This window comes from Novosphingobium rhizovicinum, assembly GCF_040813635.1.
Classification (GTDB): domain Bacteria; phylum Pseudomonadota; class Alphaproteobacteria; order Sphingomonadales; family Sphingomonadaceae; genus Novosphingobium; species Novosphingobium rhizovicinum.
Genome location: NZ_JBFNXR010000021.1, coordinates 318,143 through 344,358, shown reverse-complemented (window position 1 = coordinate 344,358; position 26,216 = coordinate 318,143). Strand labels below are relative to the sequence as shown.

Annotated in this window: 26 protein-coding genes; 13 read left to right on the top strand and 13 right to left on the bottom strand. The window is 63.3% G+C overall.

Translation table 11 applies throughout. From position 1 onward, the window contains the following. Nucleotides 1-9: 9 nt before the first annotated feature. The 3 genes from trmB to hisN form a co-directional block, all read right to left on the bottom strand. Entirely contained in the window at nucleotides 10-723 is a 714-nt protein-coding gene (gene trmB, locus ABUH87_RS06410) for a tRNA (guanine(46)-N(7))-methyltransferase TrmB (protein WP_367771395.1), read from the bottom strand. A 106-nt stretch (nucleotides 724-829) separates the two neighbouring features. Beyond that, a complete protein-coding gene (locus ABUH87_RS06405) occupies nucleotides 830-1,141 on the bottom strand; it encodes a gamma-glutamylcyclotransferase (protein WP_367772155.1) in 312 nt (103 codons plus the stop codon). Between the two features lie 64 nt (nucleotides 1,142-1,205). Beyond that, entirely contained in the window at nucleotides 1,206-1,988 is a 783-nt protein-coding gene (gene hisN, locus ABUH87_RS06400; protein WP_367771388.1) for a histidinol-phosphatase, read from the bottom strand. A gap of 163 nt (nucleotides 1,989-2,151) precedes the next feature. Between hisN and ABUH87_RS06395 the strand changes: the two genes are divergently transcribed. Further along, nucleotides 2,152-3,087, top strand: a complete 936-nt coding sequence (locus ABUH87_RS06395) for a helix-turn-helix domain-containing protein (protein ID WP_367771385.1) — start codon at nucleotides 2,152-2,154, stop codon at nucleotides 3,085-3,087. Between the two features lie 17 nt (nucleotides 3,088-3,104). Here the strand turns inward: ABUH87_RS06395 and ABUH87_RS06390 are convergent, their stop codons facing one another. Both ABUH87_RS06390 and glpX read right to left on the bottom strand, forming a co-directional pair. Then, the gene (locus ABUH87_RS06390) at nucleotides 3,105-4,040 is read right to left on the bottom strand and encodes a ribose-phosphate pyrophosphokinase (protein ID WP_367771382.1); all 936 of its coding nucleotides are present in this window, start codon (nucleotides 4,038-4,040) and stop codon (nucleotides 3,105-3,107) included. Between the two features lie 112 nt (nucleotides 4,041-4,152). Further along, entirely contained in the window at nucleotides 4,153-5,133 is a 981-nt protein-coding gene (glpX, locus tag ABUH87_RS06385) for a class II fructose-bisphosphatase (protein ID WP_367771379.1), read from the bottom strand. Between the two features lie 179 nt (nucleotides 5,134-5,312). Between glpX and ABUH87_RS06380 the strand changes: the two genes are divergently transcribed. Next, nucleotides 5,313-5,654, top strand: coding sequence for a hypothetical protein (locus tag ABUH87_RS06380; RefSeq protein WP_367771376.1), 342 nt, complete (start codon nucleotides 5,313-5,315; stop codon nucleotides 5,652-5,654). Between the two features lie 6 nt (nucleotides 5,655-5,660). Here ABUH87_RS06380 and ABUH87_RS06375 read toward each other — a convergent pair whose 3' ends face one another. Further along, a complete protein-coding gene (locus tag ABUH87_RS06375; protein WP_367771372.1) occupies nucleotides 5,661-6,962 on the bottom strand; it encodes a homoserine dehydrogenase in 1,302 nt (433 codons plus the stop codon). A 71-nt stretch (nucleotides 6,963-7,033) separates the two neighbouring features. Next, nucleotides 7,034-7,900 (bottom strand): hypothetical protein, encoded by an 867-nt coding sequence (locus tag ABUH87_RS06370; protein ID WP_367771368.1) that lies wholly within the window; start codon nucleotides 7,898-7,900, stop codon nucleotides 7,034-7,036. A 347-nt stretch (nucleotides 7,901-8,247) separates the two neighbouring features. Here ABUH87_RS06370 and ABUH87_RS06365 point away from each other — a divergent pair, with 347 nt between their 5' ends. The 4 genes from ABUH87_RS06365 (at nucleotide 8,248) to ABUH87_RS06350 (ending at nucleotide 10,885) form a co-directional block, all read left to right on the top strand. After that, nucleotides 8,248-8,919, top strand: a complete 672-nt coding sequence (locus ABUH87_RS06365; RefSeq protein ID WP_367771365.1) for an energy transducer TonB — start codon at nucleotides 8,248-8,250, stop codon at nucleotides 8,917-8,919. Between the two features lie 70 nt (nucleotides 8,920-8,989). Beyond that, a complete protein-coding gene (locus ABUH87_RS06360; RefSeq protein ID WP_367771362.1) occupies nucleotides 8,990-9,763 on the top strand; it encodes a MotA/TolQ/ExbB proton channel family protein in 774 nt (257 codons plus the stop codon). Between the two features lie 118 nt (nucleotides 9,764-9,881). Then, nucleotides 9,882-10,415: an ExbD/TolR family protein gene (locus tag ABUH87_RS06355; RefSeq protein WP_367771359.1), complete on the top strand. Its 534-nt coding sequence runs from the start codon at nucleotides 9,882-9,884 to the stop codon at nucleotides 10,413-10,415. A 35-nt stretch (nucleotides 10,416-10,450) separates the two neighbouring features. Then, nucleotides 10,451-10,885 (top strand): ExbD/TolR family protein, encoded by a 435-nt coding sequence (locus tag ABUH87_RS06350; protein WP_367771356.1) that lies wholly within the window; start codon nucleotides 10,451-10,453, stop codon nucleotides 10,883-10,885. A gap of 78 nt (nucleotides 10,886-10,963) precedes the next feature. Here the strand turns inward: ABUH87_RS06350 and ABUH87_RS06345 are convergent, their stop codons facing one another. Further along, nucleotides 10,964-13,435: a ligase-associated DNA damage response DEXH box helicase gene (locus ABUH87_RS06345; protein ID WP_367771352.1), complete on the bottom strand. Its 2,472-nt coding sequence runs from the start codon at nucleotides 13,433-13,435 to the stop codon at nucleotides 10,964-10,966. A 234-nt stretch (nucleotides 13,436-13,669) separates the two neighbouring features. Between ABUH87_RS06345 and ABUH87_RS06340 the strand changes: the two genes are divergently transcribed. Further along, on the top strand, nucleotides 13,670-14,857 hold the full coding sequence (locus tag ABUH87_RS06340) for a BON domain-containing protein (RefSeq protein WP_367771349.1): 1,188 nt from the start codon (nucleotides 13,670-13,672) through the stop codon (nucleotides 14,855-14,857). A 76-nt stretch (nucleotides 14,858-14,933) separates the two neighbouring features. Here ABUH87_RS06340 and pgmG read toward each other — a convergent pair whose 3' ends face one another. Genes pgmG through ABUH87_RS06325 form a run of 3 tightly spaced genes read right to left on the bottom strand, consistent with a single transcriptional unit; the run spans nucleotide 14,934 to nucleotide 17,461 of the window. Further along, nucleotides 14,934-16,337 (bottom strand): phosphoglucomutase/phosphomannomutase PgmG, encoded by a 1,404-nt coding sequence (pgmG, locus tag ABUH87_RS06335; RefSeq protein WP_367771346.1) that lies wholly within the window; start codon nucleotides 16,335-16,337, stop codon nucleotides 14,934-14,936. Between the two features lie 15 nt (nucleotides 16,338-16,352). Next, the gene (locus ABUH87_RS06330; protein ID WP_367772153.1) at nucleotides 16,353-16,640 is read right to left on the bottom strand and encodes a molecular chaperone DnaJ; all 288 of its coding nucleotides are present in this window, start codon (nucleotides 16,638-16,640) and stop codon (nucleotides 16,353-16,355) included. Then, nucleotides 16,640-17,461: a division plane positioning ATPase MipZ gene (locus tag ABUH87_RS06325; protein WP_367771343.1), complete on the bottom strand. Its 822-nt coding sequence runs from the start codon at nucleotides 17,459-17,461 to the stop codon at nucleotides 16,640-16,642. The genes ABUH87_RS06330 and ABUH87_RS06325 overlap by 1 nt, the downstream gene beginning before the upstream one ends. A gap of 96 nt (nucleotides 17,462-17,557) precedes the next feature. On the opposite strand from ABUH87_RS06325, the gene panC reads away from it, so the two are divergent. The 4 genes from panC to ABUH87_RS06305 all read left to right on the top strand — a co-directional run bounded on the left by panC (nucleotide 17,558) and on the right by ABUH87_RS06305 (nucleotide 22,507). Next, entirely contained in the window at nucleotides 17,558-18,412 is an 855-nt protein-coding gene (gene panC / locus ABUH87_RS06320) for a pantoate--beta-alanine ligase (RefSeq protein WP_367771340.1), read from the top strand. A gap of 219 nt (nucleotides 18,413-18,631) precedes the next feature. After that, nucleotides 18,632-21,514 carry an isoleucine--tRNA ligase gene (gene ileS, locus ABUH87_RS06315; protein ID WP_367771337.1) on the top strand — a complete coding sequence of 961 codons (2,883 nt, stop codon included), beginning with the start codon at nucleotides 18,632-18,634 and terminating at the stop codon, nucleotides 21,512-21,514. Next, nucleotides 21,511-22,032 carry a signal peptidase II gene (lspA, locus tag ABUH87_RS06310; RefSeq protein ID WP_367771334.1) on the top strand — a complete coding sequence of 174 codons (522 nt, stop codon included), beginning with the start codon at nucleotides 21,511-21,513 and terminating at the stop codon, nucleotides 22,030-22,032. The genes ileS and lspA overlap by 4 nt, the downstream gene beginning before the upstream one ends. 10 nt (nucleotides 22,033-22,042) lie before the next feature. After that, complete coding sequence (locus tag ABUH87_RS06305; RefSeq protein WP_419956678.1) at nucleotides 22,043-22,507, top strand: DUF3035 domain-containing protein; 465 nt, start codon at nucleotides 22,043-22,045, stop codon at nucleotides 22,505-22,507. 32 nt (nucleotides 22,508-22,539) lie between these two features. On the opposite strand, the gene ABUH87_RS06300 is transcribed toward ABUH87_RS06305, so the two are convergent. Further along, the gene (locus tag ABUH87_RS06300; protein WP_367771328.1) at nucleotides 22,540-23,868 is read right to left on the bottom strand and encodes a hemolysin family protein; all 1,329 of its coding nucleotides are present in this window, start codon (nucleotides 23,866-23,868) and stop codon (nucleotides 22,540-22,542) included. 188 nt (nucleotides 23,869-24,056) lie between these two features. On the opposite strand from ABUH87_RS06300, the gene ABUH87_RS06295 reads away from it, so the two are divergent. After that, the gene (locus ABUH87_RS06295) at nucleotides 24,057-24,731 is read left to right on the top strand and encodes a YiaD family glycine zipper/OmpA-like lipoprotein (RefSeq protein ID WP_367771324.1); all 675 of its coding nucleotides are present in this window, start codon (nucleotides 24,057-24,059) and stop codon (nucleotides 24,729-24,731) included. A gap of 138 nt (nucleotides 24,732-24,869) precedes the next feature. Beyond that, nucleotides 24,870-25,259, top strand: a complete 390-nt coding sequence (locus ABUH87_RS06290) for a UrcA family protein (protein WP_367771321.1) — start codon at nucleotides 24,870-24,872, stop codon at nucleotides 25,257-25,259. 11 nt (nucleotides 25,260-25,270) lie between these two features. Here the strand turns inward: ABUH87_RS06290 and ABUH87_RS06285 are convergent, their stop codons facing one another. After that, nucleotides 25,271-26,077 carry a 3'(2'),5'-bisphosphate nucleotidase CysQ gene (locus ABUH87_RS06285; RefSeq protein ID WP_367771318.1) on the bottom strand — a complete coding sequence of 269 codons (807 nt, stop codon included), beginning with the start codon at nucleotides 26,075-26,077 and terminating at the stop codon, nucleotides 25,271-25,273. Nucleotides 26,078-26,216: the final 139 nt, after the last annotated feature.

The window sequence follows — 26,216 nt, the reverse complement described above, 5'->3', positions numbered from 1 at the left end:
ACTCCAGCTTCACCTACGACGATATCGAAAATACCAGACCTCGTGACCCTGCTTACGAGCCTTGGCTTCGTAGCGGGTCTCGGGCCAGCCGCCGGGGCGCGTCAGGAAATCCGAAGGTGTCTGGCACAGCCATTCAAAGTCGGCCCGGTGGCGCTGCATCACCATGAGCGCATGACGCAGATAGACCGGGTGATCTGTCCCGAAGCGAAACTCGCCGCCGGGTTTAAGCTTCGCGGCAAACATCCGCACCGGTCCATCGTTCATCATCCGCCGCTTGGCATGGCGAGCCTTGGGCCACGGATCGGGATGGAGTAGGTAAAGAAAGGAAAGCGCGCCGTCCGGGACGCGTGACAGCACCTCAAGCGCGTCGCCGTGATGAATTCGCACATTCCCCAGCGGCGCTTGGGAGCCGTTGTCCCCTGCAACATGCGTGAGGGCTTGGGCTACCCCGTTCACGAAGGGTTCGCAGCCGATGAATCCGTGGTCGGGCAACATATCCGCACGCCCGGCCATGTGCTCACCACCTCCAAAACCGATTTCGAAGTGTAATGAGCAAGGGCGGCCAAACAGGCGCTCGGCCGTAACCGGTCCTTCGTCCGGCACCGCTATCCGCGGAAGCAGATCATCGACCAGCCCCTGCTGCCCGGCCCGTAAAGCCTTGCCTTTGGCACGGCCATAAAGCCGATTGAGTGTGGTGGGATCGCCGGGCTTGTTAGCAGTCATGCGGCGGCGCGATGGCAGGCGAGGGGCGCATGGTCAATGCCGTCGCGTGCGCGGTACAGGCAAGTCATAGGCTGCCCGACTGCTGCGGCGCATCCAACTCAGGAAGTCACCGTCCACGACTCGCGCGCCATCCGCAGGAGTAGCACCCCGCCAAAGATAGGCGAATGCCGGTATCCAGACGCCGGCCTGGGTGCGCGCACGTATGACGCAACCTGTACTCGGCACCTTCATAGCGGTCGAGACGCGCAAGGTCGCCGAAGCCCAGTTCCGCATGACAGACCACTCCTTTGCAAGGCGCGGAGCCAGTATCCGGTAGCAGGGCCGGATACCATCCTTGCGGCGCCCGAACCGCGAAAAGCCTCCCAGGGACGCTTGCGCTCTGCCAACTGCTCAGATGGCGCTCGAGCCAGCGGCTCATACGTGTACCGGCGTTTGGCTGGAGCGTACCGTAAACGAACAGGCGCACACGCATGACCGCGGCCTCAGTGATGGCAGGTCATGGCCTCGATCACATCCTCAAGCCGCGCGGGGTCGCCGATGGCCAGCACGTGACCATCGGAACCAGCATGCAGGGGCTCTCCGTTCCAGTCACACATCGTACCGCCCGCCCCTTCAACCACCGGGACCAGCGCCGCCCAGTCGTGCAGCTTGAGCCCAGCCTCGCAAACGAGATCGAGATGGCCACTGGCGAGGAGACCGTAGTTGTAGCAGTCGCCGCCCATCATCATCCGCTTGTGATCGGTCCGTGCCGCAAGGGCCATGAAGTGCTCGCCCTGATGGTCGTCGAAGTACTGCGGGCCAGTCGTTGCAAGCGTCGCGCCAGCCAGTTTCGCACAAGTGCGGGTCCGCGCCTCTTTCCCGTTGAAGCGTGTCGGTCGCCCGCTGGCGCCCACCCACCGTTCCTGCAGAATCGGCTGATCAATGATGCCAAGCACCGGCCAGCCATCGACCAACAGCGCGATCAGTGTCCCGAAAATGGGACGGCCCGCGAGAAAAGAGACGGTTCCGTCGATCGGGTCCAGCACCCAGGTGCGGCCGCTGGCGCCCTCCTCGGCACCGAATTCCTCGCCGATTACGCCATCGCGTGGGACTTCCGCCTTGAGTATCCGACGCACTGCCTCCTCGGCCGCGCGATCGGCGACGGTGACCGGGGAGGCATCCGATTTGCTCTCGGATTCCAGGCCCGAGCGGAAATGAGGGCGGATGGCCGCTCCTGCGGCATCAGCAAGGCGAGCGGCGAGGGCGAGTTCAGCGTCGAGATTCATCTCCAAGCTGTGACACTCCCCAGCTAGGCCGGCAAGGCACAGGGTTCCCCAGCCATGTAAGAAAATCTACTCCGGAGTTGAGACAACTAGCGGTGAAACAATTGTATTTGATCGACCATTTCCCCTATTCCTGACTTCGGGGAACGCTACATTTTGAGGGGGCATGAGCCGTACTGCACGATTCGCGGTCGATATCGGCCCAACAAAGTTGAGGACCACCAGGACAGGGCAGCCGCTTTCGTACAATCGGGCGCCTGCCGCCGATCTCTCAAGCTGGATCGCGCGACTGGCTGTAACCAGGATCGATCAACCAGCCGATCAGACACTCGATTGCGGCCTGTTCGGCGAAACAGCCGCAATTCGCCTGCAGCTCAGTGGCGAACTGGAAGTGCCGGCGAACAATCATGCGCGCTATACCGCACCAAGCGCCTTGTTCTTCGGCCCGCAGTCGAAGCTGCAGCCGCTTTGCCTCACCGGTTCCCTGATCGGCATCAGCGTAGCTTTGCGGCCTGGTGCCTGCAGGGCGCTGATGACCATGCGTGGCGGGGACCTTGTCGACAAGGTGATTCCCCTTCCGGACGATTGGCGAGACTGCGCCGTCCCGGCTCTTGCTTCGAAAGGCGATCCGGAGGATCGGCTACAGGCGCTGGAGCAGCTTTTCCGCGCCCACATCACGAGCCTCAGCAAGCCGGAACCGGACCCGATCGCCGCTGATTTTGAGGAGATTGCGTTTCGCGACCCGACAATGTCGATAGCACAAGCCGCGCGGGAGATTGGCGTGGATCGAAGACGGCTTGAGCGAGTGGTGCACCGTGATTTCGGCCTGCCGCCCAAGCAGGTATTCAGACGCGCTCGCGCACTCGACATGGCCGCATCTTTGCAGGGCGTCGCCGATGAGGAGGAAGCCCAGGCCTTTGCTCTGCGCTACTACGACGAAAGTCACCTGATCCGCGAATTCACCGAATTGTTCGGCATGTCGCCGCGCCGCTTCAAGGCGCTTGAGCAGCCTCTGCTCACGATCACACTTGAAGCAAGACAGGCACGCCGGCTCGAAATTCTGGGCCGCATCGAACCAGGGGCACAACGCCCCTGGCAGTAACGAATGCGGCGAAGCGCTCAGTCGAAAAGGCTGGAAACCGAGCTTTCGTCCGCAATGCGGCGGATCGCCTCGCCCAGAAGCGGAGCAATCGTCAGGCTGCGAATACGATCGGACTGCCGGGCTGCGTCAGTCGCCAGGATCGAATCGGTGATTACCAGTTCCTTCAACGCCGAGTTGTTCACACGCGCCACCGCGCCGCCGGACAGCACGCCGTGGGTGATGTAGGCCGTGACGCTGTCGGCGCCCTCGTCGAGAAGGGCCTGGGCGGCGTTGCACAAGGTTCCGCCCGAATCGATGATGTCATCGATGAGTATGCAGCTGCGCCCCTTCACGTCACCGATGATGTTCATGACCTCAGACTGGCCGGGGCGATCACGACGCTTGTCCACGATTGCCAGCGGCGCATTGTCGAGCCGCTTGGCCAGTGAACGAGCCCGCACCACGCCGCCGACGTCGGGCGAGACGACCGTCAGTTCCCGCCCCCCCAGCCGAGCCTGAATATCGGCAGCCATGACCGGCGCGGCAAAAAGGTTGTCGGTCGGAATGTCGAAGAAGCCTTGAATCTGGCCTGCATGCAGGTCGACCGAGAGTACGCGGTCGGCGCCCGCCTGCGTGATCAGGTTCGCAACCAGCTTGGCCGAGATTGGCGTGCGAGGACCTGGCTTGCGGTCCTGCCGGGCGTAGCCGAAATAAGGGACGACGGCGGTGATGCGCTTGGCCGAAGCGCGGCGGAGCGCATCGATGCAGATCAGCAGCTCCATCAGGTTGTCGTTCGCCGGGAAGCTGGTGGGCTGCACAACGAAGACGTCCTCGCCGCGCACGTTCTCGTGGATCTCGACGAAGACCTCTTCATCGGCAAAGCGCCGGACGCTGGCGTCGGTCAACGGCAGTTCCAGGTACGCAGCAACCGCACGCGCGAGTGGCAGGTTGCTGTTGCCGGACATGATCTTCATCGTAGGATTCCTTGAGCAGGCGCGCGCGACCAGCGCGTCGAAACGCTCCTGCCTCTAGTCATGCGTCACGCGAATGCAATACGCGCCGGAGCACGCGCCCCGGCGCATAAGCTCACCGGCGGTGCTCACCCCGTACCCAACGCACCGTTCCTGAGCTGGCGCGCATAACGACGCTCTCGGTGGTCATCTTGCCACCCTTGAGCCGCTTCACGCCATCGAGCAACGAACCACTGGTCACGCCCGTCGCCGCAAAAATGCAGTCGCCCTTGGCCAGATCATGCAGCTTGTAGATCCGGTCGAGGTCCTCGATGCCCCACTTGCGGGCACGCGCACGCTCGTCGTCGTTGCGGAACAGCAGGCGGCCATTGAATTGCCCCCCCACGCAACGCAAGGCAGCTGCGGCGAGCACACCCTCGGGTGCACCGCCGGAGCCCATGTACATGTCGATCGTCGTATCCTCGTCCGTGACCGCGATCACGCCGGCCACGTCACCGTCGCCGATCAGCACCACGCCGCAGCCGAGGCCGCGGAGCTCCGCGATGAGGTCTGCGTGACGCGGACGATCAAGGACACACACGATGATCTCGTCCGGCCGCACGCCCTTGGCGGCAGCGACAGCCTTGACGTTCTCGGTCGGTGTCTTGTCGAGCGAGATGATGTCCTCGGGATAGCCCGGCCCGACCGCAAGCTTGTCCATGTAAACGTCGGGCGCGTTCAGGAGGCAGCCTTCTTCAGCGGCGGCGAGCACTGCGAGCGCGTTCGGCCCCGCCTTGGCAGTGATCGTGGTTCCTTCGAGCGGATCGAGTGCGATGTCGATCTTCGGGCCGACACCGGGGGCTCCGCCCACTTTCTCGCCGATGTAGAGCATCGGAGCTTCGTCGCGTTCGCCCTCGCCGATGACGACAGTGCCATCCATGTACAGGCCGTCAAAAGCCTTGCGCATGGCTTCCACGGCAGCGTGGTCCGCCGCCTTCTCGTCACCCCGGCCGATCAGTTCCGAGGCGGCGATTGCAGCCGCTTCGGTCACACGGACCATCTCGAGTACCAATACACGATCAAGAACTTGGCTTGCGGGAGTCGATTCTTGCGGCATATTCACTCCAAATTAAGCGATGGCGGCGTGCTTGTAAGACTTGACGCGCTTAGACAGGGACTTCGGGATTGTCGAGACGATGCGCCGGTCTGATCGCTTTGTTTATAACGGCGGTTACTGCTGCTCCTTGCCTTGCGCAGGACGTCTCTGAACAAGATCGGGCGGTCGCCCGCAGTCTCATGTCCAGCCAAGGCCAGCTTGCGCCGCCGCTAAGGCCCCGCTGCGAAACCGCGACAGGCGAGGACATCGTGGTCTGCGCGCAAAATGAGGAACAATTCCGCACACAGTCGAGCAGCGACATCGATCCTACGTCCAGGCAAGCGACCAACGACGGGCGCCTCAGCGCACCCGACGTCTCAGGAGGAGGCATCTTCAAGGGCAAACCGTCCCTGGGTGGGCTGTGCGTCGTGCCACCCTGCCCTCCGCCGCCGGCCTACATGATCGACCTCTCCAGCATCCCCGAAGCACCCGCGGGATCGGATGCAGATCGCATATCCAAAGGAGAGGTTCGCGCCCGCTGAGGCGGATCAGGCGATGATCTGCATGACCAGCGGCGGAGAGGCCAGGCTGTCGGAACCTTCCAGAATGCGCAGCGCCTCGCTCACAGCCGATTCGGGACCCTCGTGCGTCACCAGGGCGACGATGACTTCGCCATCAGCTTCGCCCCGACCCTTCTGGATGAAACTCTCGATCGAGACGCCCGCGTCGCGCATGGCCGCGGTGATTTCGGCCAGAACGCCGGGGCGGTCCGGAACGATGAAGCGGATGTAAGCGCGCCCTGTGCGGTGTCCGGACTGGGCCGGCGGCAGCGCCTCAAGCTCGTGGGACGGCATGGAAAACGCTGCCCCCTTCTCGCCGCGCGCAATGTCGATGAGGTCCGCGACGACCGCACTCGCGGTCGGCCCGTCACCCGCGCCTGCACCCTGGAAAAGCAGGCGCCCCATGAAGTTGCCCTCTGCCACTACTGCGTTGGTGGCGCCGTCGACGCTCGCCAGAGGATGGTCGCAGGGCACCAGGTGAGGGCGAACTCGCTGAAATAGCGCTGCATTGTCGGTGTGGTCGATCTCCGCCGTCCCGATCAGCCGGATTACGTAACCCAGCGCACGCGCCTGCGCGATGTCTGCAGCAAGCACTCCGGTGATGCCTGTCGTCTCGACCGCATCAAAGCGCAGGCGCGCGCCAAAGGCGATGGCCGCCAGAATCGACAGCTTGTGAGCCGCGTCCACGCCCTCGACATCGAACGTCGGATCTGCCTCGGCGTACCCCAGGCGCTGGGCATCTGCCAGCACGTCTGCAAAGTCGCGGCCACTCGCTTCCATGGTGGTGAGGATGTAATTACACGTACCGTTCAGGATGCCGTAGACGCGCTCAATCGCGTTCGCCGCAGCTCCTTCGCTCAATCCCTTGATGACGGGGATGCCACCGGCGACAGCCGCCTCGAACTTGAGCGCCACACCTGCGTTCTCCGCCGCCGCCGCAAGTTCGAGACCGTGATGCGCAATCATCGCCTTGTTTGCGGTGACCAGGGCTTTGCCGCCAGCGATCGCGTTGCGAGCCAAGGCCAGTGCCGGACCATCCGATCCGCCGACCATCTCAACCACCACGTCGATGTCGGGCCGAAGCGCCATCTCCGCAGGATCGTCGAGCCACTGATAACGTGAGAGGTCGACGCCACGGTCCTTCGTGCGGTCTCGCGCGCTCACGGCGGCGATGCGAATAGGCCTGCGAGCCCGGCGCGCAATGAGATCCGCATTGGTCTCAATGAGGCGAACGACACCGGATCCGACGGTACCGAGCCCGGCCAGGGCGATGTTCAGCGGTTCAGACATGGAGCTCCCTTTCGGGAGGGCGCCCTAAGCCAGCAGCGCGGCGATTGCCAGCACCTTGCCCGTCCGGACGCTCACATCGAGCGGTCGCATGGCCCAAGTTCGCTCATCACCAGACGATAGTCCGCGTCAGCCCTGCGGCGTGCCTCCAGGCTCTCGGAGAGATTGACGCCGGGAGGAGGATTCTGGGGAAGAAAACAGGCCAGTCGATACCACTCCAGGCTCTGCGGCTTCGGCGGACGCCCGACTTCGGCGACCAGTTCCGAGAAAGACGCGCCCCATTGCGGCGGAGCGCCGGGAGTGTGCCGTACAGTTACCGAGGCGGCGGAAGAATCGGCAGTGGTAAGAAAAATCTGTGTCTCGCCTTCCCCGGCCAGCGTCCCGGGAACATGGATGATCTCCCGCACGCCGGTAACCTTACCTGGTGCATCCGGTTCGAGAAGCGCTCTCACGATCTCCCTCACCTGACTTTCGGAAGCTTGCGTCCAGGGGATCTGAGCTCCGGGCCGCACCAGTTGCAACTCCCCAGGCCGGCCCGGAACCGTCCGCGCGAAGATCAGCACGCCATCCTTCTTCCTGAAGGGCGGCTTGCCTTGTGCATTCACTGGCACATCAACGAGGTAAGCAAATCGCTCACCGATGGGCGTGCGCCCGGTAATCAGCGAGCGAGTGTCCGCCTCAACGTAGAAGCGGGAATGCCCCGGCCGCAATCCCGGCGCCCGAGAATCGTCTACCCGCGCGAACTTGCGGACTCGGGCGTGTACGACCAAGGGGGCCGAATCGGCGAGGTCGGCGAGATCTGCATATGTGGGTGCATATGGGGAACCCGCCTCTGCGCGACCGTTTGCGGGCAGGGGGCCCTGCGCCTGCACTGATGTCACGCATCCGCCCAAAGTGGTGGCTACAAGAAGCGCGGGTGCGAGGCGTCGCAAGGTCCACATGTACACATGATCTCCGTTTATGCGCAGGCTGAACCGCATGACATGGTGCGCCCAGTTCGACAATTCACCCCTTGTTATCGGCTGTTTTGCGCTGAATTGCCGGTTAACCGCGCCGGAGCCCAGAAGGTCGTTGCACGGGGGGGGCTTCACCGCTAAGGAAATGCGCAAAAGCGGGGCTAAGAGCCTAAAAGCGCCCCACGGTTCGCTCAATCAACGAACATGTTCGTATTGGGTTGGCCGTCAGCCGTCAGGGTGGATATAAACAGTTTCTTCATGAGTGCCGTTGCGGCGGTGCGCATGGGTACCCCGGGCTTCGTCCGGGCTGTTAGATGGAGTGATGTATCTGAATGGCTTACGCTGACCAATCGATGAGCGGTAACAAGATTACCGCGATCGTCATTGTTGCGCTGGTACATATCTTCATTGGTTACGCGCTCGTCACCGGCCTCGCCTATGAAGCGGCGAAACAGGTCATTCAGAAGGTGACCACCGTGGACATCAAGGAAGAAGAACCGAAGAAGGAGGAACCGCCGCCACCTCCGCCGGAGAAGCAGCCAGATGTGGCTCCGCCGCCTCCGGTGGCTCCGCCGGTGAAGATTAACGTCGCAACCAAGCCGCCGGCGATTGAGACGGTTACCGTCGCACCTCCCGCGCCTCCCGCGATCATTCTGGCGCCCCCGGCTCCTGTTCCAGCGCCGCCCCCGCCGCCGCCTGCGCCAAAGGGTCCCACCACTGCGGCTCAGCCGCGGGGTAATCCTGGCACCTGGGCTACTCCGGACGACTATCCCCAGCGCGCGCTTCGCGAAGAGCGCACGGGTACGACCGGTTTTCGGGTTACTGTTGGAACCGACGGTCGGGTGGTTGACTGCCAGATTACCAGTTCCAGCGGCTCACCCGATCTGGACGAGGCCACCTGCAAGAACGTCACCCGCCGTGCGCGCTTCAAGCCTGCACTGCAGAATGGCGAGCCCGTGCAGGGCACCTACAGCAACCGTATTCGCTGGGAAATCCCGCGGTGATTTGCCCGGTCAGCGCAAAACTGCGCGACCGAACCCTTCGCTTTGACTGCTTTTAAGAGGATCTATCCGCATGCTTATCCTTGACCTTCTCGCCGCTGGCGCCCAGGGCGCGCCGCAGAACAAATTCGGTTTCGCCGAAGCGCTGGAACAGGGCGGCTTCATCGCCTACGCCACTGTCGTGATCCTCGCGATCATGTCGTTCGGGTCGTTCTACATCCTGTTCACCAAGTGGTTTGAGCAGTCGAAGATCCTTCGCCAGTACAACTCGGTCCGCACCACGTTCTGGCGCGCTCCCACTCTTCGCGAAGGCGCAACCAAGCTGGAGAAGAACAGCGCATGGCGCCAGATCGTCGACGACGGCATTGCTGCTGAAGACCAGCACGCAAAGATGACCGACGCGCTGGAAGCCCACGACTGGATGCACGGTTCGCTGGCCCGCTCGGAAGCGACCATCAACGCTCGTCTGGCTTCGGGCCTTCCGTTCCTCGCCACCGTCGGCGCAACCGCTCCGTTCATCGGTCTGTTCGGTACCGTCGTCGGCATCTACCGCGCGCTGATCAACATCGGTCTTGCCGGTTCGGCATCGATCGACAAGGTTGCCGGCCCGGTTGGTGAGGCTCTGATCATGACCGCTCTCGGTCTGCTCGTCGCCGTTCCCGCCGTGCTTGCCTACAACTATCTCCAGAGCCGCAACAAGCGCATCGCCGAGCTCCTGACCGGCTTCTCGAGCGACGTGCTGGCTTACATCAGCTCGCGTGGCGCCGTGCGGCCGCAGGTCGCTTCGGCTGGTTCCAAGCCGGCTGCAGCCCCCGCCAAGCCTGCCGCAGCTCCGGTCAAGTCGTAAGACTAAGCCGACGATGGACGGTTTGCCCGTCCATCATGCGGACGGGATCAGGAAGCGGCGGGCGGGCATGCGCGTCACCGCTTCCTCCCGAGGCGAAGCTAGGAACTAGGACAAGACTATGGCGATTTCTACGGGCGGAGGCGGTGCAGAAACACCGATGTCCGACATCAACACCACGCCGCTCGTCGACGTGATGCTGGTGCTGCTGATCATCTTCCTTATCGCGGTTCCGGTCGCGATCCAGACGATCGAAAAGCTGCGTATCCCCATCATCGAATCGGCCGAATCGAAGGACAAGGTCGAAAACCTGCTGCTCACCGTTTCGACGACTGACGAAGCAGGACGCAGTGCGGGCGAGCCCGGCTTTGCAGGCGCTTCGCGCAACGGCGAATGCCGCGTGTACTTCAACAACATCACGCCCGTCAGCTCCGAGGAGTTGCGCGATCGTGCGTTCGAGCGTCTCGATAACATCGTGAAGCGCGAAGGCGGACCCGAAGCGCTCAAGAACAATCCCGACGCAATCCCGCAGGTGCACATCCGCGGCGACGTGTCGGCACCCTGGCGCTGCGTAGCCGGCGCGATCTACAATGTGCAGGTCTCGGGCTATCCTACGGTGGGCTTCATCTCGAACCCCGTCGATCCCGGCGCGTAACGCCAGCCTAAGACAGAAATCAGGAGGACATCCCCATGGCAATGTCAGGTGGCAGCGACGACGGCTCCCCGATGATGGAGATGAACACGACGCCGCTTATCGACGTCATGCTCGTTTTGCTCATCATGTTCATCATCACCATCCCGGTTGCGACCCACTCGATCGACATCGACCTGCCGGTAGCGTCTCCTCCCACGGACACGCCGCCGCCGGTCGACCCGATCAAGAACAAGGTCGTGATCACGCCGGACGACAAGATCCTGTGGAACGGCACCCCGATCGACGGGGCCATGCTGCTCGGCAATCTTCAGGAGTCGCTGACTTACGCTGTGGAGCCGGAACTGCAGTTCCAGCCGGAAGCACAGGCCAGCTACGATCTGTCGGCCAAGGTGCTCAACATCATCAAGAGCTCCCAGGTCACGAAGTTCGGCTTTGTCGGTAACGAGCAGTACTCGGAATTCGACAAGTAAGGTCAGAATTGAACACACCCGCAAGGGCGAAGGGGGGCGGAGCAATCCGCCCCTTTTTTTATCGAAATTTCCCACCCGTCAGTCGACGTCAGGCAACTCGCTATCCTCCTCAACGGGGTCGGTACGCATCGCCAGCGCGCCCAGGCTCTCAGCCTCAAGCAACAGATCATCATCAGCCTGGCCCGATGGGAGGTTCTCGCGCCCGATCATCGAGAGCACAGGCACTGAGAGAGGGCTGATACGATCCAGTTTCACGTGATCGATTTCACGCCCGGCTCGATCCAGCACATCCCCGACCCGTCCCACGTCCGTCATGCGCGCACGTGCGTCCGCCCACGCTGCCTCAATCAGTAAATGGTCAGGCTCGTACTTGCGCAAAACGTCATAAATAAGGTCTGTCGAGAACGTGACCTGCCGACCTGACTTCCGTTTGCCGGGCTGCTGGCGCTCAACCAACCCCGAGATCACCGCCACTTCCCTAAACGCGCGTCTCAGAAGATGTGATTGCTGCACCCAATCGACAAACTCCTGCGTCAGGATATCGGGTGAGAGCAGTTCCACTGGATTATCGACCGCCTTCAGCCCCCATACGGCGAGCGTATAGTCCGTGGCGACAAAGCCTAGCGGCCCGAGGCCCCGATCCTCCATGCGCCGCGTCAGGAGCATCCCGAGTGACTGGTTCGCGTTCCACCCCTCAAAGGTATAGTAGGTGGTGTAGGCCAGCCCCTGATGCGGAAAGCTCTCCACCAACAGCCGCCCCGGCGCCGGCAAGTGAGAGCGCCAGTCCTGAACTTCAAGCCACTCTCGCACGTCATCCGGAAAGCGAGCCCACCCGGCCCGGTCGGCCAGCATCTCGCGGACCCGATTTGCAAGATGCCCGCTGATCGGAAGACGCAGGCCGCTGTAGCTCGGGATCGAAGCAGACCGGCGCGCCGCCCGGACCAGCACTTCCATGTCCTTCAAGCCCTCAACCTCAAGGTCGAGTCCCGCAAAACGAAAGGTGTCTCCCGGGCGCAGGCCTGCACCGAACATCTCCTCCACCTTCCCCAGTGAGCGCCCGTTGCGAAACCGCACATCGAGCATTTCGCTGTCGACGATAATGCCTGCATTGATCCGGTGGCGCGCCGCATGCTGCGGATGCGCAAGGCGCCACGTCCCGTCGCGTTCCCTGACGATCCGCTTGAAACGGTCATAGGACCGCAAGGCGTAGCCACCAGTCGCGACAAAATCGAGCACGCGGCGAAACACGTCCTCATCAAGCCATGCGTAGGCCAGCGAGCTGCGGATCTCGGCGAGCAGATCCTCCTCCCGAAATGGACCGGCGCACGCGCAGCCCATTACGTGCTGCGCCAGGACGTCGAGCCCGCCCGGCCTGAAATCCTCTCCGTCGCGTGTGCCTTGGGCAACGGCCTCCACCGCCGCTGCCGCCTCGATGAACTCAAATCGATTGCCGGGTACAAGAATCGCTTTGCTGGGCTGGTCCAAGCGGTGATTGGCGCGCCCGATGCGCTGAAGCAGACGGGAAGAACCTTTTGGTGCGCCCATCTGAACGACCAGATCGATGTCGCCCCAGTCCACGCCCAGGTCGAGGCTGGCTGTACATACCAGGGCCCGCAGCTCACCGCGCGCCATCGCACCTTCAACTTTGCGCCGTGCTTCCTTCGAGAGAGATCCATGGTGAATCCCGATCGGGAGATTGTCCTCGTTGGCATCCCAGAGCCACTGGAAGATGTACTCGGCGAGGAAGCGGGTGTTGGTGAAGACAAGCGTTATCCGGTGATCGCGGATCTGCTCGTACAGCTGCGGGATAGCCCACGTGGCAGCGTGGCCACTCCAGGGAATGCGCTCCTCCTCGGGCAGCATGATCGAGACCTGCGGCGGCGCACCCTCCTCTCCCTTCACCAAGGCAACACTGTCGATATCGCCCCAGGGCGCCAGCCAGCTACGATAAGCCTCGGATGAAGCCACAGTCGCCGAGAGCCCGACTCGCTGCATACCGGGCGCGATCGCCTGAAGCCGTGACAGCGCCAAGGCAAGCAGGTCGCCTCGCTTGCCGGTGGCAAACGCGTGTACCTCATCGATGACGATCCGCTTGAGACTTCCGAAAAGTGTCTGCGCTTCGGGATAGCTCAGCAAGAGCGACAGCGATTCCGGTGTGGTGAGAAGCACATGGGGAGGACGTGCTCGCTGCCGGGCCTTTCGATCCGAGGGGGTGTCACCGCTACGGGTTTCCACTCGCACTTGCAGACCCATGTCGCTGATCGGAGCCAGCAGGTTGCGCTGGACATCGTGAGCGAGCGCTTTGAGGGGCGAGACGTACAACGTGTGCAGCCCCTCAGGAGGCTTCAGCGTACCCATCCTTGACGGACAGAACGCTGCTAACGTGGGCAAGAATCCAGCGAGCGTCTTGCCAGCACCGGTATCAGCTACAAGCAGCGCATGCAGCCCCGCATCGGAAGCCCCGAGCATCTCCAATTGATGGCGGCGCGGACGCCAGCCACGGTTGCTGAACCAAGCCTCGATCTCAGTTGGTACGGATCCCTGCAACATCGTGCAGCAAGTGGCGATGCAGAGGCTTGGCGGCAAGCCGCCGAGTAAATGAGCCTCATTCTCGGGTTTCCGAAAGGCCCTTTTTGCCGAACTGCGTCCGGTTGGGCAGCGGTCGCGCTGACCGGTGGACCACCTCGCACGCTCGCGCGTTGTCAACACATAGGAAAGCAAACGAGGTGCCGGGCGGCTGCCTAGCAGCGGAACACGGCTCCTCATTGATCAAAGGAGCAATTCATGAACGATCGCGATCGTGAACGTCAAAACATGCAGGGACGTGGCCAGCAGTATGGAGGCGGAAACTTCCGTGGCGGAGAGTCGTATGACACGCCACGGCAGCCCCATCAGTGGCAGTCAGACAGCTCTGCGCAGGCCGGCGGTGATTGGCAGTCCGCTGCGCCGGGCCGCAGTGGTGAAGATCATCCCCGTGATTACCGTTTTTCGGGGCAAGGCGATCCGGACTACGGGAACCGCTCGAGCTGGCGCGGCGGCCAAGGCGACTGGCGCAGCGAGTCGCAAGGCAGAGGCTATGGCTACGGCCGGGACCGGAGTGAAAGAGGCTACCGCGGCGGTCGCGAGCGACAGGGTGACTGGGCGCAACGCGGCCCATCCGCTGGATACGGGCGTGGTCGCGATCAGGCCTACTACTCGCGCGACTTCGATGCGAGCGGCGGCAACGACTTCGCTGATTTCACCAGCGAAGACTACGGTGGTCGCGACTTCTACAATCGAGGCGGCGTGTCGGGCGGAATGCGCTCCAGCGAGTCTTACCGGCCGAGCTACGGTATCTCCAGCTGGTGGCGCGGAGACGATGATAACGGCAACCGTAGCCGCAGCGAATTCGACGATTGGCGGCGCTATGGAGAGAACCGTGGCTTCCTGGAGCGCGCCGGAGACGAGATCGCGAGCTGGTTTGGCGATGAAGATGCCTCCCGCCGGCGCGAAATGGACCACAGGGCGGATGACCGGCGCACTGACCACCGCGGTCGCGGCCCCTCCGGTTACACGCGGTCGGATGAGCGAATCCGCGAGGATGCGAACGATCATCTGACGCACGACTGGGGCGTAGACGCCAGCAACATCCGAGTCAGCGTCAAGGATGGCGAAGTGACGCTAGACGGAACCGTCGATAGCCGCAGCGCGAAGCGGCGCGCGGAGGATTGCGTCGACTGTGTGTCAGGCGTCAAGCATGTGCAGAATAACCTGCGCGTGGAAGAGCGAAATACGGGCACCCATGGCTCGGCGTTTTCCGGCGACTGGAGCGACAACAACCGCTCGGGTGCGACGGGTTCAGGACAGACTGGAAGCTCAAGCTCGTCCTCTAACCAGACAACGGGAGCGCATACGACCGAGGGCATTGGGTCTGCAGCCAGTGCCGGCGTGAGCAATGCCAGCAGCCCTCGGAGCAGCGGCAGAACCACCTGACGCCCGCATTCGAACCGCTTGAGAATGAAAAAAGGGGAGCCTCACAGCTCCCCTTTTCATTGCGTTTCGGCCTCGCTCAATGTCCGGCTTGAGGGCCGCGCTGCAGCCCGGAGAGTGCAAGCTGCTCGTCGATCTGGGCCATGAGCCGATCGAGCCCCTCCTCCGTGTCGCTTTCAGCGCGAGCGACAAGCACGTCCTGCGTGTTTGACGCGCGTAACAGCCACCAGCCATCGGACGTGTTCACACGCACGCCATCGATGCCGTTCACTTCGGCGTCCGTGGCGGCAAGGCGTGCCTTCACCTCTTCGATGGCGGCGAACTTGCGGCTCTCGTCCACCTGGAAGCGCATCTCTGGGGTGTTGAGCATCTGGGGCATGTCACCGCGCATCTGCGTAACCGACTTGCCCAGGCGCATCGATGCCGCGATCAGCCGGATACCCGCATAGAGCGCGTCGTCGTACCCGTAGTACTCGTGCTTGAAGAAGACGTGCCCGCTCATTTCGCCAGCCAGCGGTGAGCCTGTCTCCTTCATCTTCGACTTGATCAGCGAGTGACCGGTCTTCCACATCAGCGGTTCACCGCCGTACTGAGCGACCGTGTCGAACAGTGCGCGAGAGGCCTTCACGTCGGCGATGATTGTGGCACCGGGCACCATCTTGAGCAGATCCTGTGCGTAAATCATCAGCAACTGATCGCCCCAGATCACGCGGCCCTCGCCATCGACAGCGCCGATACGGTCAGCGTCGCCGTCGAAAGCGACTCCGAAGTCGAGCTTCTTCTCCGCGACCAGCGCCTTGAGGTCTGCCAGATTCTTCTCTTCGGTAGGATCAGGATGATGGTTGGGAAAATTTCCGTCGACTTCGGTGTAGAGAAGGAAATGCTCGCCGGGCATCCGGTTGGTGAGCATTTCGAGTGCGGGACCGGCAGCGCCGTTCCCGGCGTCCCAGCCGATTCGCAGGCTCTGGAGCTTGTCGGCGGGCAGCCCGTCGAGCCCCTTCAACAACCGCTCGACGTACTCGTCGAGGATGTCGCGGGTTTCGCTGGTCCCGGTCCCGTCGTCCCAGTCTCCCTCGGCGGCCATCCTCCCGATCTTCTGGATGTCCGCTCCGAAGAACGGACGCCCCATAAATACCATCTTGAAGCCATTGTAATTGGCGGGATTGTGGCTGCCAGTTATCTGAATGCCGCCCTGCACATCATTCATTGAGGCTTCGGCGTAGTAGAGCATCGGGGTTGGCCCCATACCGACGCTGACCACGTCGATGCCGCTGGCGTTCAGCCCCTCGATCAGTGCCTTCTCCAGCACCGGTGAACTGACGCGCCCGTCGTAGCCGACGGCCACCTTCTTTCCCCCTTCCCGGGCGAGCAGCGTGCCGAAGCCGCGCCCGATGGCCCGCGCATCGTCGGTTCCCAGCGTCTCGCCGATGATGCCGCGGATGTCGTATTCGCGGAGGACCGTAGGATCGAAAGTGTAGCTCATCGTCACTCCTGCCAATTACTCGTTCGCATGGGGAGGCAGCTCGGCAAGGAGAACATCCCTGGCCGCGTTCGCCTCGTGAACCAATTCATTGCTGCCGCCCCGGTCCGGATGGACCGTCGCGAGAAGACGGCGATGCGCCTCAACGATTTCTCGCCGTCCCGCCCCGGGCTGCACGCCCAGAAGAGTGCGGGCCCGCTGCCGCACGGCCGAACGCCTCGGAGCCAGCTTTGGTTGCCACGGCCAGCGGCCCGTGACCAGCCTCCATGCGACCAGCGCGAGCGCCAGAAGGACAATAAACTTCATCACTCCGCGGCAATCGCCATGTCCTGATCGCTTTGACCGCCCGAGCGTTGCGGCATCGGCAGATTCAGGCCAGCCACCAGACTGCGCAGTTCCTGCCGCGCGACGAGATGACTCGTGCCCAGGTCACCCAGGTGTCCTTTGTCCAGCAAGGTCAGCCCCGAGGGAAACAGCTCACGGAAAATGACGCGCTCGGACAGGCCGCCAGCGATGCGAAAACCCACGCGCTTCGACAGTTCCTGGAGGGCGGAATCGAGCCTGCGCATGTTGCGAGCCTCGACGTGCTGGGTACGGTTACGCACCACGACCCAGTCCATCTCCCGCCGCTGCTCGTTGATCGTCGAGTGCGCCCGCTTCTTGCGGGCCTCCCACATGAGTTCGGCGTAGAACGACAGTCTCTTCACCTTGAAAGTCTCACCCTCGACCTGTCCGATGAGGTCAAAGTCGACGAAGCTGTCGTTCAGCGGCGTCACCAGCGTATCGGCGGTCGTCGCCACATGCCGGGCGAGAGGATCGTCGCGGCCCGGCGTGTCGAACACCAGGAAGTCCTGTTCCTCCGCGATCGCCCCGGCAAGGTCCTCCAGTTCCTCGACCTCGGTGCCGTCGTAAACCGCGAAACGGGTACCCGGAAGGCTGATCTCACGTCGCTTTTCGGTATCCAGCCGGTTTTCCATGTAGCGGAACAGCGTGCGCTGCCGGTGGTCGAGATCGACGCACGCAACCCGCGCTCCCTGATAGGCAAGCGCGATGGCGACGTGGACCGCCGTGGTGGACTTGCCGGTGCCGCCCTTCTCATTGGCGAAGACGATACGATGCGCTGTCACGATAATTCCCTAAGATCATTGCCCGATCCCGGCCGTCGCGGCTAATCCGCGCAATTGAGTCCGGTCGAGGACTTCATACCGGAGCGCGCCACGTCAATGCAATTGATCCACACTCTTGATCCACTACGAAACACTGTCGACTCGTTGGGTGCCGCCGGTTCGCTCGCTCTGGTGCCCACCATGGGCGCGCTGCATGACGGCCATCTTACGCTGGTACGCGAGGCGAAGCGCAGAGCAACGCATGTGGCTGTCTCGATCTTCGTCAACCCGCTCCAGTTTGGAGCAAACGAGGATCTCGACGCCTATCCCCGCCAACTGGAGCGTGACTGCGCGCTGCTGGAGGCGGAAGGCGTCGAGTTGGTCTGGGCGCCCGGTGTCGACGTCATGTATCCTGAGGGGTTCGCCACCAACATCTCGATCAGCGGCGTCAGCGAAGGGCTGTGCGGCGCAAGTCGTCCCGGACACTTCGATGGCGTGGCGACGGTCGTGTGCAAGCTGTTCAACCAGGTCCGCCCCGACATGGCGTTGTTCGGTGAGAAGGACTGGCAGCAGCTCGCAGTCATTCGCCGCATGGCGCGCGACCTCGATCTGGTCCGCCCGCGTGCCGACGCGATCCTGGGTGTGCCCACTGTGCGCGAGGCGGACGGGCTGGCGATGAGTTCCCGCAATGCGTACCTGACCGAGGCGGAACGAGGCCGGGCGGCCATCCTGCCTGAGGCAATGCATGCCGCGGTCAGCGCCATCGAGAGCGGCATCGCTCCCGGCGAGGCACTTTCCCAGCTTGCGCGCACGCTGCTTTCCGAAGGGTTTCTGAGCGTCGACTACGCCGAACTTCGCGATGCCGAGAACCTGCGGCTTCTGGAGGCCCGCTCCAACCGGCCGATGCGGCTGCTTGTTGCGGCACGGATCGGGAAGGCCCGGCTCATCGACAACATGGCAGTCTCGCCCTGAGCGCCACCGGGTTTTCGTGCACTGAATATCGCAGCTTGGCGGGCTGTCCGCGAACAAATCTACCGCTGGACCGGCTGCGAACTGAGGCGAGGGCTCGCCGGTAATGGCCTTGGGGGTGGTGGGCCACAGCGTTTTGCCCCTCGAAACGAGCGACGCCGGGCGCAACGGGCCCAAGCATAAATTGCAGTTGCGCGCGCGCGCCGCTAAGGCGCGTGCGTCATGACCGAAGAGCGCGATTTCCGATCCACCGTCTTCCTGCCGAAGACGGACTTCCCGATGAAAGCCGGCCTGCCGCAGAAGGAGCCGGCGATCCTCGCGCGCTGGCAGGAACAGGACCTCTACGCCAGAACGCGCGAAGCGCGTGCAGGGCGTGAGAAGTTCATCCTTCACGACGGTCCGCCCTATGCCAATGGCGATATGCACATCGGCCATGCGCTGAACCACATCCTCAAGGACATGGTGGTGCGCACCCAGACACTTCTGGGCAAGGACGCGCCGTACGTGCCCGGCTGGGACTGCCACGGCCTCCCCATCGAGTGGAAGGTCGAGGAAGAATACCGCAAGAAAAAGAAGAACAAGGACGAGGTCGACCCGGTCGAGTTCCGCGCCGAGTGCCGCGCCTATGCCGCCAAGTGGGTGGACGTGCAGCGCGAGCAGCTCAAGCGCCTTGGCATCAACGGCGACTGGGACAAGCCCTACCTGACGATGGACCCGCAAGCGGAAGGCACGATCGTCGCCGAACTGCTGAAGTTTGCCGAGAGCGGCCAGCTCTACCGCGGCGCCAAGCCGGTGATGTGGTCGCCTGTCGAGAAGACCGCGCTGGCCGAGGCCGAGGTCGAGTACGAGGACATCGTCTCGACCCAGATCGACGTGGCATTCGAGATCACTGACTCACCGATCAAGGAACTGGTCGGCGCGCATGCGGTGATCTGGACGACGACGCCGTGGACGATCCCGGTGAACCAGGCGCTCGCGTATGGGCCTGATGTTGAGTACACACTTGTCGAAGTCGTTGACGCCCAAGACAATCTAGTTCGACCGACTGAGCCTATCCCACAGCTGCAACATGGGATGCGTCTACTTATCGCCTCCCAGCTAGTAAAAAGTTTCGAGGATCGTTGTCGCCTCCCCATTTGGAATAATCTCGGCGAAGCGGGCGAACCTCTACTGATCAAAGGCTCCGACCTCGCCGGCACCCTCGCCCGCCATCCGATGCACCATCTCGGCGGTTTCTTTGCCGAGCCGCGTCCGCTGTTGCCGGGCGACTTCGTCACCACCGACAGCGGCACCGGGCTCGTCCACATGTCGCCGGACCACGGTGAGGACGACTTCGATCTGTGCAAGGCCCACGGCATCGGCCCCAAGTTCGCAGTCGAGGGTGACGGCAAGTACCGCGCCGACTGGCCTTGGCTGGGCGGCCTGGGATCGGTCATCAACCCCAAGTTCAACGCGCCCGACGGGCCGATCTGTTCCGACCTTCGTGAAGCTGGCGGGCTGCTGGCGGCTTCGGCCGATTACAAGCACTCCTATCCGCATTCGTGGCGCTCGAAGGCCAAGGTGATCTACCGCTGCACCCCGCAGTGGTTCGTGCCGATGGATCGCCCGATCGATCGCCAGGCGCCTCTCTGCGCCACCGAGGCAGAGATCCGTGACGAACAAGGCGCCGGCGAGACTCTGCGCCAGACCGCCGTACAGGCCATCGCCGCCACGCGCTTTGTCCCCGAGAAGGGCCGCAACCGCATCGGCGCCATGGTGGAGGGGCGCCCTGATTGGGTGCTCAGCCGCCAGCGCGCCTGGGGCGTGCCGATCACGCTGTTCGTGAACCGCGAAACCGGCCAGTACCTCGCCGATCCCGAGGTCAACGCCCGCATCGTCGCCGCCGTCACGCAAGGCGGCGTCGACGCGTGGTCCGACGAACGCGCACAGGAGTATCTGGGCGACCAGTATCGCGCCGAAGACTATGAGCGCGTCACCGACATTCTGGATGTCTGGTTCGATTCCGGCTCCACTCACGCTTTTGTGCTGGAAAGCGGCCGCTGGCCCGAGCTGTCGTGGCCGGCCGACCTCTACCTCGAAGGCTCGGACCAGCATCGCGGCTGGTTCCAGTCCTCGCTGCTGGAAAGCTGCGCCACGCGCGGCTGCGCGCCGTACAACGCGGTCCTGACCCACGGCTTCACCATGGACGCCAAGGGCCTCAAGATGTCGAAGTCGCTCGGCAACACGGTCAGCCCCCTGAAGGTCATGGAGACCAACGGCGCCGACATCATCCGCCTTTGGGCGCTCTCGGTCGACTACACCGAGGATCACCGCATCGGCGACGAGATCCTCAAGGGTGTCGCAGACCAGTACCGCAAGCTGCGCAACACCTTCCGCTACATGCTGGGCGCGCTGGCCGACTACGACGAAGTGGAAGCTCTGCCGGTGGAGCAGATGCCGGAGCTGGAGCGCTATGTGCTAGCGCTGCTCGGCCGACTGGACGCGACACTGAAGCAAGCGGTCGCGGACTTCGACTTCAACACTTACGTCCGTGCGCTGATCGACTTCTGCAACGAGGACTTGTCGGCATTCTTCTTCGATATCCGCAAGGATAGCCTCTACTGCGACGCGCCTACGGACCCGAAGCGTCGCGCCTACCGCACCGTTCTCGATACGCTGTTCCAGGCGCTGATCCGCTACGCTTCGCCAGTGCTGGTCTTCACCGCCGAGGAAGTGTGGCAGAGCCGCTACCCTGGCAGCGATAGCGTCCACCTGCTCGAATGGCCGCAAGTGCCTGCGGCTGAGGCCGACCTCGCGCGCTGGGCCGAGCTGCGCTCCTTGCGCGAGAAGGTCACCGAAGCGATCGAACCCTTGCGGCGCGAGAAGATCGTCGGATCCAGCCTCGCAGCCGAAGTCACGGTGCCGGAGACTGCTCCCGATGCTGATCTCGCGGAGTTGTTCATCACCGCGACAGTATCGCGCGGGCAGGACGACGGTGTGGCGGTCGCGCCCACCGAGAAGCACAAATGCGGCCGTTGCTGGCGCCATCTCCCCGAAGTCGAGGATGATGGCGCCCTCTGCGCCCGCTGCGATAACGTCGTCAGCGCTCTGGAGACGCCGGTATGAAATCCATCTGGCGTCGGCGCGGTCTCGGCGTACTGCTGGCCCTGACGGTTTTCGCCATCGACCAGGCGATCAAGGTCCTCTTCGTTGCACGCACACTGAAGCTGCAGGAAGTGCGTGTCGTTGAGGTGCTGCCCTTCTTCGATTTCCGCTGGACGGAGAACTACGGGATTTCGTTGGGCCTGCTCACAGCCGGTTCGATCGAGATGCGTTTCCTGCTGGTCGCCGCGACGGCTGCGATCGCGCTGTTCGTCGCGATCTGGATGCTGCGTGAGCGCACACTGGGAGACATACTCCCGCTCGGGCTGGTACTGGGCGGAGCGCTGGGCAACATCGTCGACCGCTGGAACCACGGTTTCGTGGTCGATTATGCGGACCTGCATTTCGGTGAGTTCCGTCCCTTCCTGATCTTCAATTTCGCGGACGCGGCGATCACGATCGGCGTCCTGATTATTCTTGCCCGCTCCCTGCTTTCGCGCGAAAAGCCCGAAGCAGCGCCGCAGGCCGCTCCGGAGAGTTGAATCGATGCGCATGTCCAAGCTCGTGAAGATGAGTGTCGTGGCTGGCACGGCAGCGATTGTGCTGTCGGGTTGCAGCAGCGGCGGCCTCTTCAATCGCGGCCGTCCCGATGAGTTTGCCGTCCAGCGTCAGACGCCGCTGGTCGTCCCGCCTGACTTTTCATTGACGCCGCCGCAGCAAGGCGAACCTCGTCCCGCAGAAGCGACGCTGCAGGGACAGACGTTGGACGCCCTGTTCGGCGGCCCTTCCGCCCGCAGCGATATCGAATCCAACACACTCAGCCTCGCTGGCACCGCAGCCCCTTCGATCCGTTCCACCGTCGGTGATCTGGCGACGCACAACGTCGCCAAGGGGCCGATCACCCGCCAGATCCTCGCAGCACCCGAAGGTGATGGCCGTGACGCGCAGGTCGCGATTGGCGCCAGCTCGCAAGCCTATGCGCCATCCCCGACGGGACGCACGGTTTCGTTGATGTAATTGCAAGACGGCTGGAGAGGCCGTGCCTCTCTTCAGCCGTCGCCGGACACGTTATCGGCGGGCTCCAGGCGCTCGCGCGCGATCAGCAGCTTGTCGATCCTCAGCCCGTCCATGTCGACCACTTCGAAACGCCACCCCTGTGTTTCAAAGAACTGGCCTTCCTGGGGCAGCTGCTTCAGGACAGCGAGCACGTAGCCCGCAGCCGTAGCAAATTCACGGTCTTCGGGCAGTTCGATGCTCAGGCGATCGGCCAACACATCGGCCGGCATGGCGCCCGAGACGAGAAGAGATCCGTCCTCACGCTCCACCAGCAGGGGCTCATCGCCTTCATCCTGGTGGCTCGCGAAGTTACCGGCAATAGCGGTGAGCACATCGCTGGGCGTAACAAGCCCTTCCAGGTGGCCGTACTCGTCCCGCACCATGACCATCGGCACTTCGGCGCGCTGCAGCACCTTGAGCGCGTCCATCGCGTCGACCTGGTCGGGAATGACTTCGACCCTGCGCATCAGGGAGGCGATGTCGACCGGCTTTCCCTCCACCAAGACCGCCAGAGCGTCACGCACACGCAGAACACCGACGACGTTGTCGGGTGAGCCCTCCGCCACGGGAAGCATCGCATGTGGCGAATCGAGCACGCGCGCACTCAACTGCTCCTGCGTGGACTCAGCGTCGATCCAGCGGATTTCCGGCCGCGGCGTCATCAGCTCCCGAATGGGGCGATCAGCCAGGCGCATCACGCCAGCCATCATCGCACGCTCTCCCTCCTCGATCACACCCGAGCGTGTTGCCTCGGCAAAGATCATGTGCAGCTCTTCGGCCGTGAGGCGCCCCTCGCCGCCGCGCCGCACCGCCAGTAGCCGCAGCAACAAAGCCGATGAGCGGTCGAGAAGCCAGACAAAGGGCCCCATGGCGCGCGCGAGTAGGGCCATGGGCAAAGCCATGATGAGGGCGATGGGCTCAGCCGCACGCAGAGCAATCTGCTTCGGCACCAGTTCACCGACGACCACGCTAGCGTATGTCGTCGCGATGATGACGAGTGTAAAACCGGCCTCGCCAGCGAAGCGTACGGGGACTCCCAGGGCCGCAAGCCGCTCACCGACGGGGCCACCCAAGCTCGCACCCGAATAGGCACCCGCAATGATGCCGATCAGAGTGATGCCGATCTGAACCGTCGAAAGGAACTTACCTGGATCTTCCGCAAGGGCGATGGCGGTGCTTGCCGCCTTGCTGCCCTTTTCCGCAGAGACCCTGAGCCGCGCGGGTCGAGCCGAAACAATCGCCAGCTCGGACATGGAAAACAGGCCGTTCAGGAGGATCAGCGCGGCGATGACAACGAGGTCGGTCCAAGGGAATGGCGTCACAATGCGCCTGCGCTAGCAGACAAAATGGTCAACGCGAAGGGGCCCGCTTGTGCAGCTGATAGGGTCTCCATGCTGCTTGCCATCGGAACCGAAAGGCTGACAATCCGTTGCCCGCCTGTCATCCAGATGCCGTTCATGTGCACAAACGCACGTAAGGCGCGATGCTGATTATGAGGAAAGGGCTCGATATGAAAACCACCCGCCTTCTTACTTCCGCCGCCGCAGCGCTCTCGCTGGTCATGGTTTCGGGCTGCGTCACCGACCCGAACACCGGCGAAAGGAAAATCTCTCGAACGGCTATTGGCGGGACCGGGGGCGCGGGGCTGGGGTATCTTCTTGGCAGCGTGATCGGAGGCAAGACGGCGCGAATCGTCGGCGCTGGCATCGGAGGCGTTGCCGGTGCGGCGGTGGGCTATCAGCTCGATCAGCAGATCAAGGAACTGCGCGAATCTACCGCTGGCTCTGGCATCGACGTTAGCCAGCAGGGCGACGGCATTCTCTTGAACCTTCCGGATGTGACGTTCGCCGTTGACTCCACTCAGATCAGCCCATCATTCCAAGCCTCGCTCGACCGGGTTGCCCAGAGCATGGTGCAGTACCCCAACAGCCTCATCGACGTTTACGGCCACACCGACTCGACGGGATCGGATGCCTACAACCTGGATCTTTCCAAGCGCCGCGCCGACGCCGTTGCGCGCTATCTGATCTCGCGCGGGGTTTCCTCGGCGCGGATCCAGACGCAGGGCATGGGTGAGAGCTATCCGGTCGCGGACAACACGACTGCCGAAGGGCGCTCGCTCAACCGCCGCGTCGAGATCAAGATCACTCCTGTGACCACTCAGGACGTTCAAGCCGCCCGCTAAGCGGCAGCGGCAGGACTATCGAGGGGCGGCACCGGTGTGCCGCCCCTTTTTCTGTGCACCCGATTTGCGTAGTGTCAACGCGCACCGGGCGCGCAGACTGCACATATGCCGCCACCGATAACAGAGGGATACGACACCATGCTGCGCACGATCACGGGACTTGGCTTGATGGCCTTTGCCTCACTCGCCTGCGGTGGCGCTGCCATGGCTGCACCAGACCAGCAGGAAGATGAGATCGTCGTCACCGCACCGCGCGCCCTCCCCTTGCCAGCCGAGCGCTCGCCTTACACCGGGGCGCCGATCGCGACGGCCTCGGTGGCGATACCTGTGCTCTACGAAGACCTGGATCTTGGCACGGAACGCGACCGGGAGCGGCTGATGACACGCATTGACCGGGTGGCACAGGATGCCTGCAGGCAGCTCGACCGCATGTTCCCGCTCAACCCGGATGCCGATTGCGTGCGCAACGCCACGTCCGCCGCGAAGAGCGCAGCCAACGCGATGCTTTCGGCACGTCAGGCCCGCTGATGCACAACCGGCTAGGCGGAGAGGCGTTGTGCCCGCTCAGCCAGACGGTTGACCGCGGCAGAGTGCATGGCTGCAGATGATACGAGGACACCGAAAGCACGAGGATCGCGCTTGTTGTAATTAAGCGGCCGCCCGAAGGCATCCGTAACTGCGGCGCCGGCCTCGCGCGCGATGAGCCCGGCCGCAGCGATGTCCCATTCGTACCCCCATCGCAAAGTCGCCACGAGATCCGCTTCATCCGCGGCTACCATGGCGATGCGCAAGGCAATCGAGTTGGGTTGCTCGACGCTGACCAGATCCGCGTCCTCCTTCATCAGCGCCTTGGCCGGCACCCGAGCGCCAGACAGCTCTCTGCGTGTCGTGGCGGCGAGCCGCGTGCCGTTGCGCCAGGCGCCCTGCCCCGCCTCGGCATGCCATAGCTCCCCACCGTTCTCGCGACGGCGTACGGGGGCGAAAAGGCATCCGAGCAGCGGCCGCCCCGCACTGACCAGCGCGACCGAGACCGCCCAACCCGTCCGCCCGCGCACGAAGTCACGCGTGCCGTCGATCGGATCGACGAGCCAGATCAGCGAGTGCCCGACGCGCGCGGGTGCATCTGCCGTTTCCTCGGACAGCCAGGCTGCGGATGGCAGCAAGACTCCCAGTTCGCGCTTCAGGAACGTGTCGACAGCCAGGTCGGCGGCAGAGACCGGACTGTTAGCTCCGCTCGAGTCCGTCTTGTTCCAGACCTCGCACGCATTGCCGTCGCCCGGCCAGGCGTCGAGCGCTATGCGGCCGGCCTCCCGTACGATGGCCTCCAGGCGGACGCGGTCGATCATGCAGATGCAATTCTGTGAAGCACTCATCCCTAATCGGTAAGCTACGAGCCCTTTTCAAGCGCTGCCGATGTGCTTATGCGGCATTGCACAAGGCTCCTCCCCCTTGCGCGTGCAGATTCGCGCCTGCCAGACGCGCAAA

What these genes read in the sequence shown, in the direction of transcription:
- ABUH87_RS06345 (WP_367771352.1), bottom strand. Translation starts at nt 13,435, where the DNA reads ATGTTGCAGGGATCCGTACCAACTGAGATCGAGGCTTGGTTCAGCAAC.
- pgmG (WP_367771346.1), bottom strand. Translation starts at nt 16,337, where the DNA reads ATGAGCTACACTTTCGATCCTACGGTCCTCCGCGAATACGACATCCGC.
- ABUH87_RS06380 (WP_367771376.1), top strand. Translation starts at nt 5,313, where the DNA reads ATGTCCAGCCAAGGCCAGCTTGCGCCGCCGCTAAGGCCCCGCTGCGAA.
- ABUH87_RS06375 (WP_367771372.1), bottom strand. Translation starts at nt 6,962, where the DNA reads ATGTCTGAACCGCTGAACATCGCCCTGGCCGGGCTCGGTACCGTCGGA.
- ABUH87_RS06395 (WP_367771385.1), top strand. Translation starts at nt 2,152, where the DNA reads ATGAGCCGTACTGCACGATTCGCGGTCGATATCGGCCCAACAAAGTTG.
- ABUH87_RS06290 (WP_367771321.1), top strand. Translation starts at nt 24,870, where the DNA reads ATGCTGCGCACGATCACGGGACTTGGCTTGATGGCCTTTGCCTCACTC.
- ABUH87_RS06360 (WP_367771362.1), top strand. Translation starts at nt 8,990, where the DNA reads ATGCTTATCCTTGACCTTCTCGCCGCTGGCGCCCAGGGCGCGCCGCAG.
- ABUH87_RS06405 (WP_367772155.1), bottom strand. Translation starts at nt 1,141, where the DNA reads ATGAGCCGCTGGCTCGAGCGCCATCTGAGCAGTTGGCAGAGCGCAAGC.
- ABUH87_RS06355 (WP_367771359.1), top strand. Translation starts at nt 9,882, where the DNA reads ATGGCGATTTCTACGGGCGGAGGCGGTGCAGAAACACCGATGTCCGAC.
- ABUH87_RS06305 (WP_419956678.1), top strand. Translation starts at nt 22,043, where the DNA reads ATGTCCAAGCTCGTGAAGATGAGTGTCGTGGCTGGCACGGCAGCGATT.
- ABUH87_RS06340 (WP_367771349.1), top strand. Translation starts at nt 13,670, where the DNA reads ATGAACGATCGCGATCGTGAACGTCAAAACATGCAGGGACGTGGCCAG.
- glpX (WP_367771379.1), bottom strand. Translation starts at nt 5,133, where the DNA reads ATGCCGCAAGAATCGACTCCCGCAAGCCAAGTTCTTGATCGTGTATTG.
- ABUH87_RS06295 (WP_367771324.1), top strand. Translation starts at nt 24,057, where the DNA reads ATGAAAACCACCCGCCTTCTTACTTCCGCCGCCGCAGCGCTCTCGCTG.
- lspA (WP_367771334.1), top strand. Translation starts at nt 21,511, where the DNA reads ATGAAATCCATCTGGCGTCGGCGCGGTCTCGGCGTACTGCTGGCCCTG.
- ABUH87_RS06285 (WP_367771318.1), bottom strand. Translation starts at nt 26,077, where the DNA reads ATGATCGACCGCGTCCGCCTGGAGGCCATCGTACGGGAGGCCGGCCGC.
- panC (WP_367771340.1), top strand. Translation starts at nt 17,558, where the DNA reads ATGCAATTGATCCACACTCTTGATCCACTACGAAACACTGTCGACTCG.
- hisN (WP_367771388.1), bottom strand. Translation starts at nt 1,988, where the DNA reads ATGAATCTCGACGCTGAACTCGCCCTCGCCGCTCGCCTTGCTGATGCC.
- ileS (WP_367771337.1), top strand. Translation starts at nt 18,632, where the DNA reads ATGACCGAAGAGCGCGATTTCCGATCCACCGTCTTCCTGCCGAAGACG.
- ABUH87_RS06370 (WP_367771368.1), bottom strand. Translation starts at nt 7,900, where the DNA reads ATGTGGACCTTGCGACGCCTCGCACCCGCGCTTCTTGTAGCCACCACT.
- trmB (WP_367771395.1), bottom strand. Translation starts at nt 723, where the DNA reads ATGACTGCTAACAAGCCCGGCGATCCCACCACACTCAATCGGCTTTAT.
- ABUH87_RS06330 (WP_367772153.1), bottom strand. Translation starts at nt 16,640, where the DNA reads ATGAAGTTTATTGTCCTTCTGGCGCTCGCGCTGGTCGCATGGAGGCTG.
- ABUH87_RS06365 (WP_367771365.1), top strand. Translation starts at nt 8,248, where the DNA reads ATGGCTTACGCTGACCAATCGATGAGCGGTAACAAGATTACCGCGATC.
- ABUH87_RS06390 (WP_367771382.1), bottom strand. Translation starts at nt 4,040, where the DNA reads ATGAAGATCATGTCCGGCAACAGCAACCTGCCACTCGCGCGTGCGGTT.
- ABUH87_RS06350 (WP_367771356.1), top strand. Translation starts at nt 10,451, where the DNA reads ATGGCAATGTCAGGTGGCAGCGACGACGGCTCCCCGATGATGGAGATG.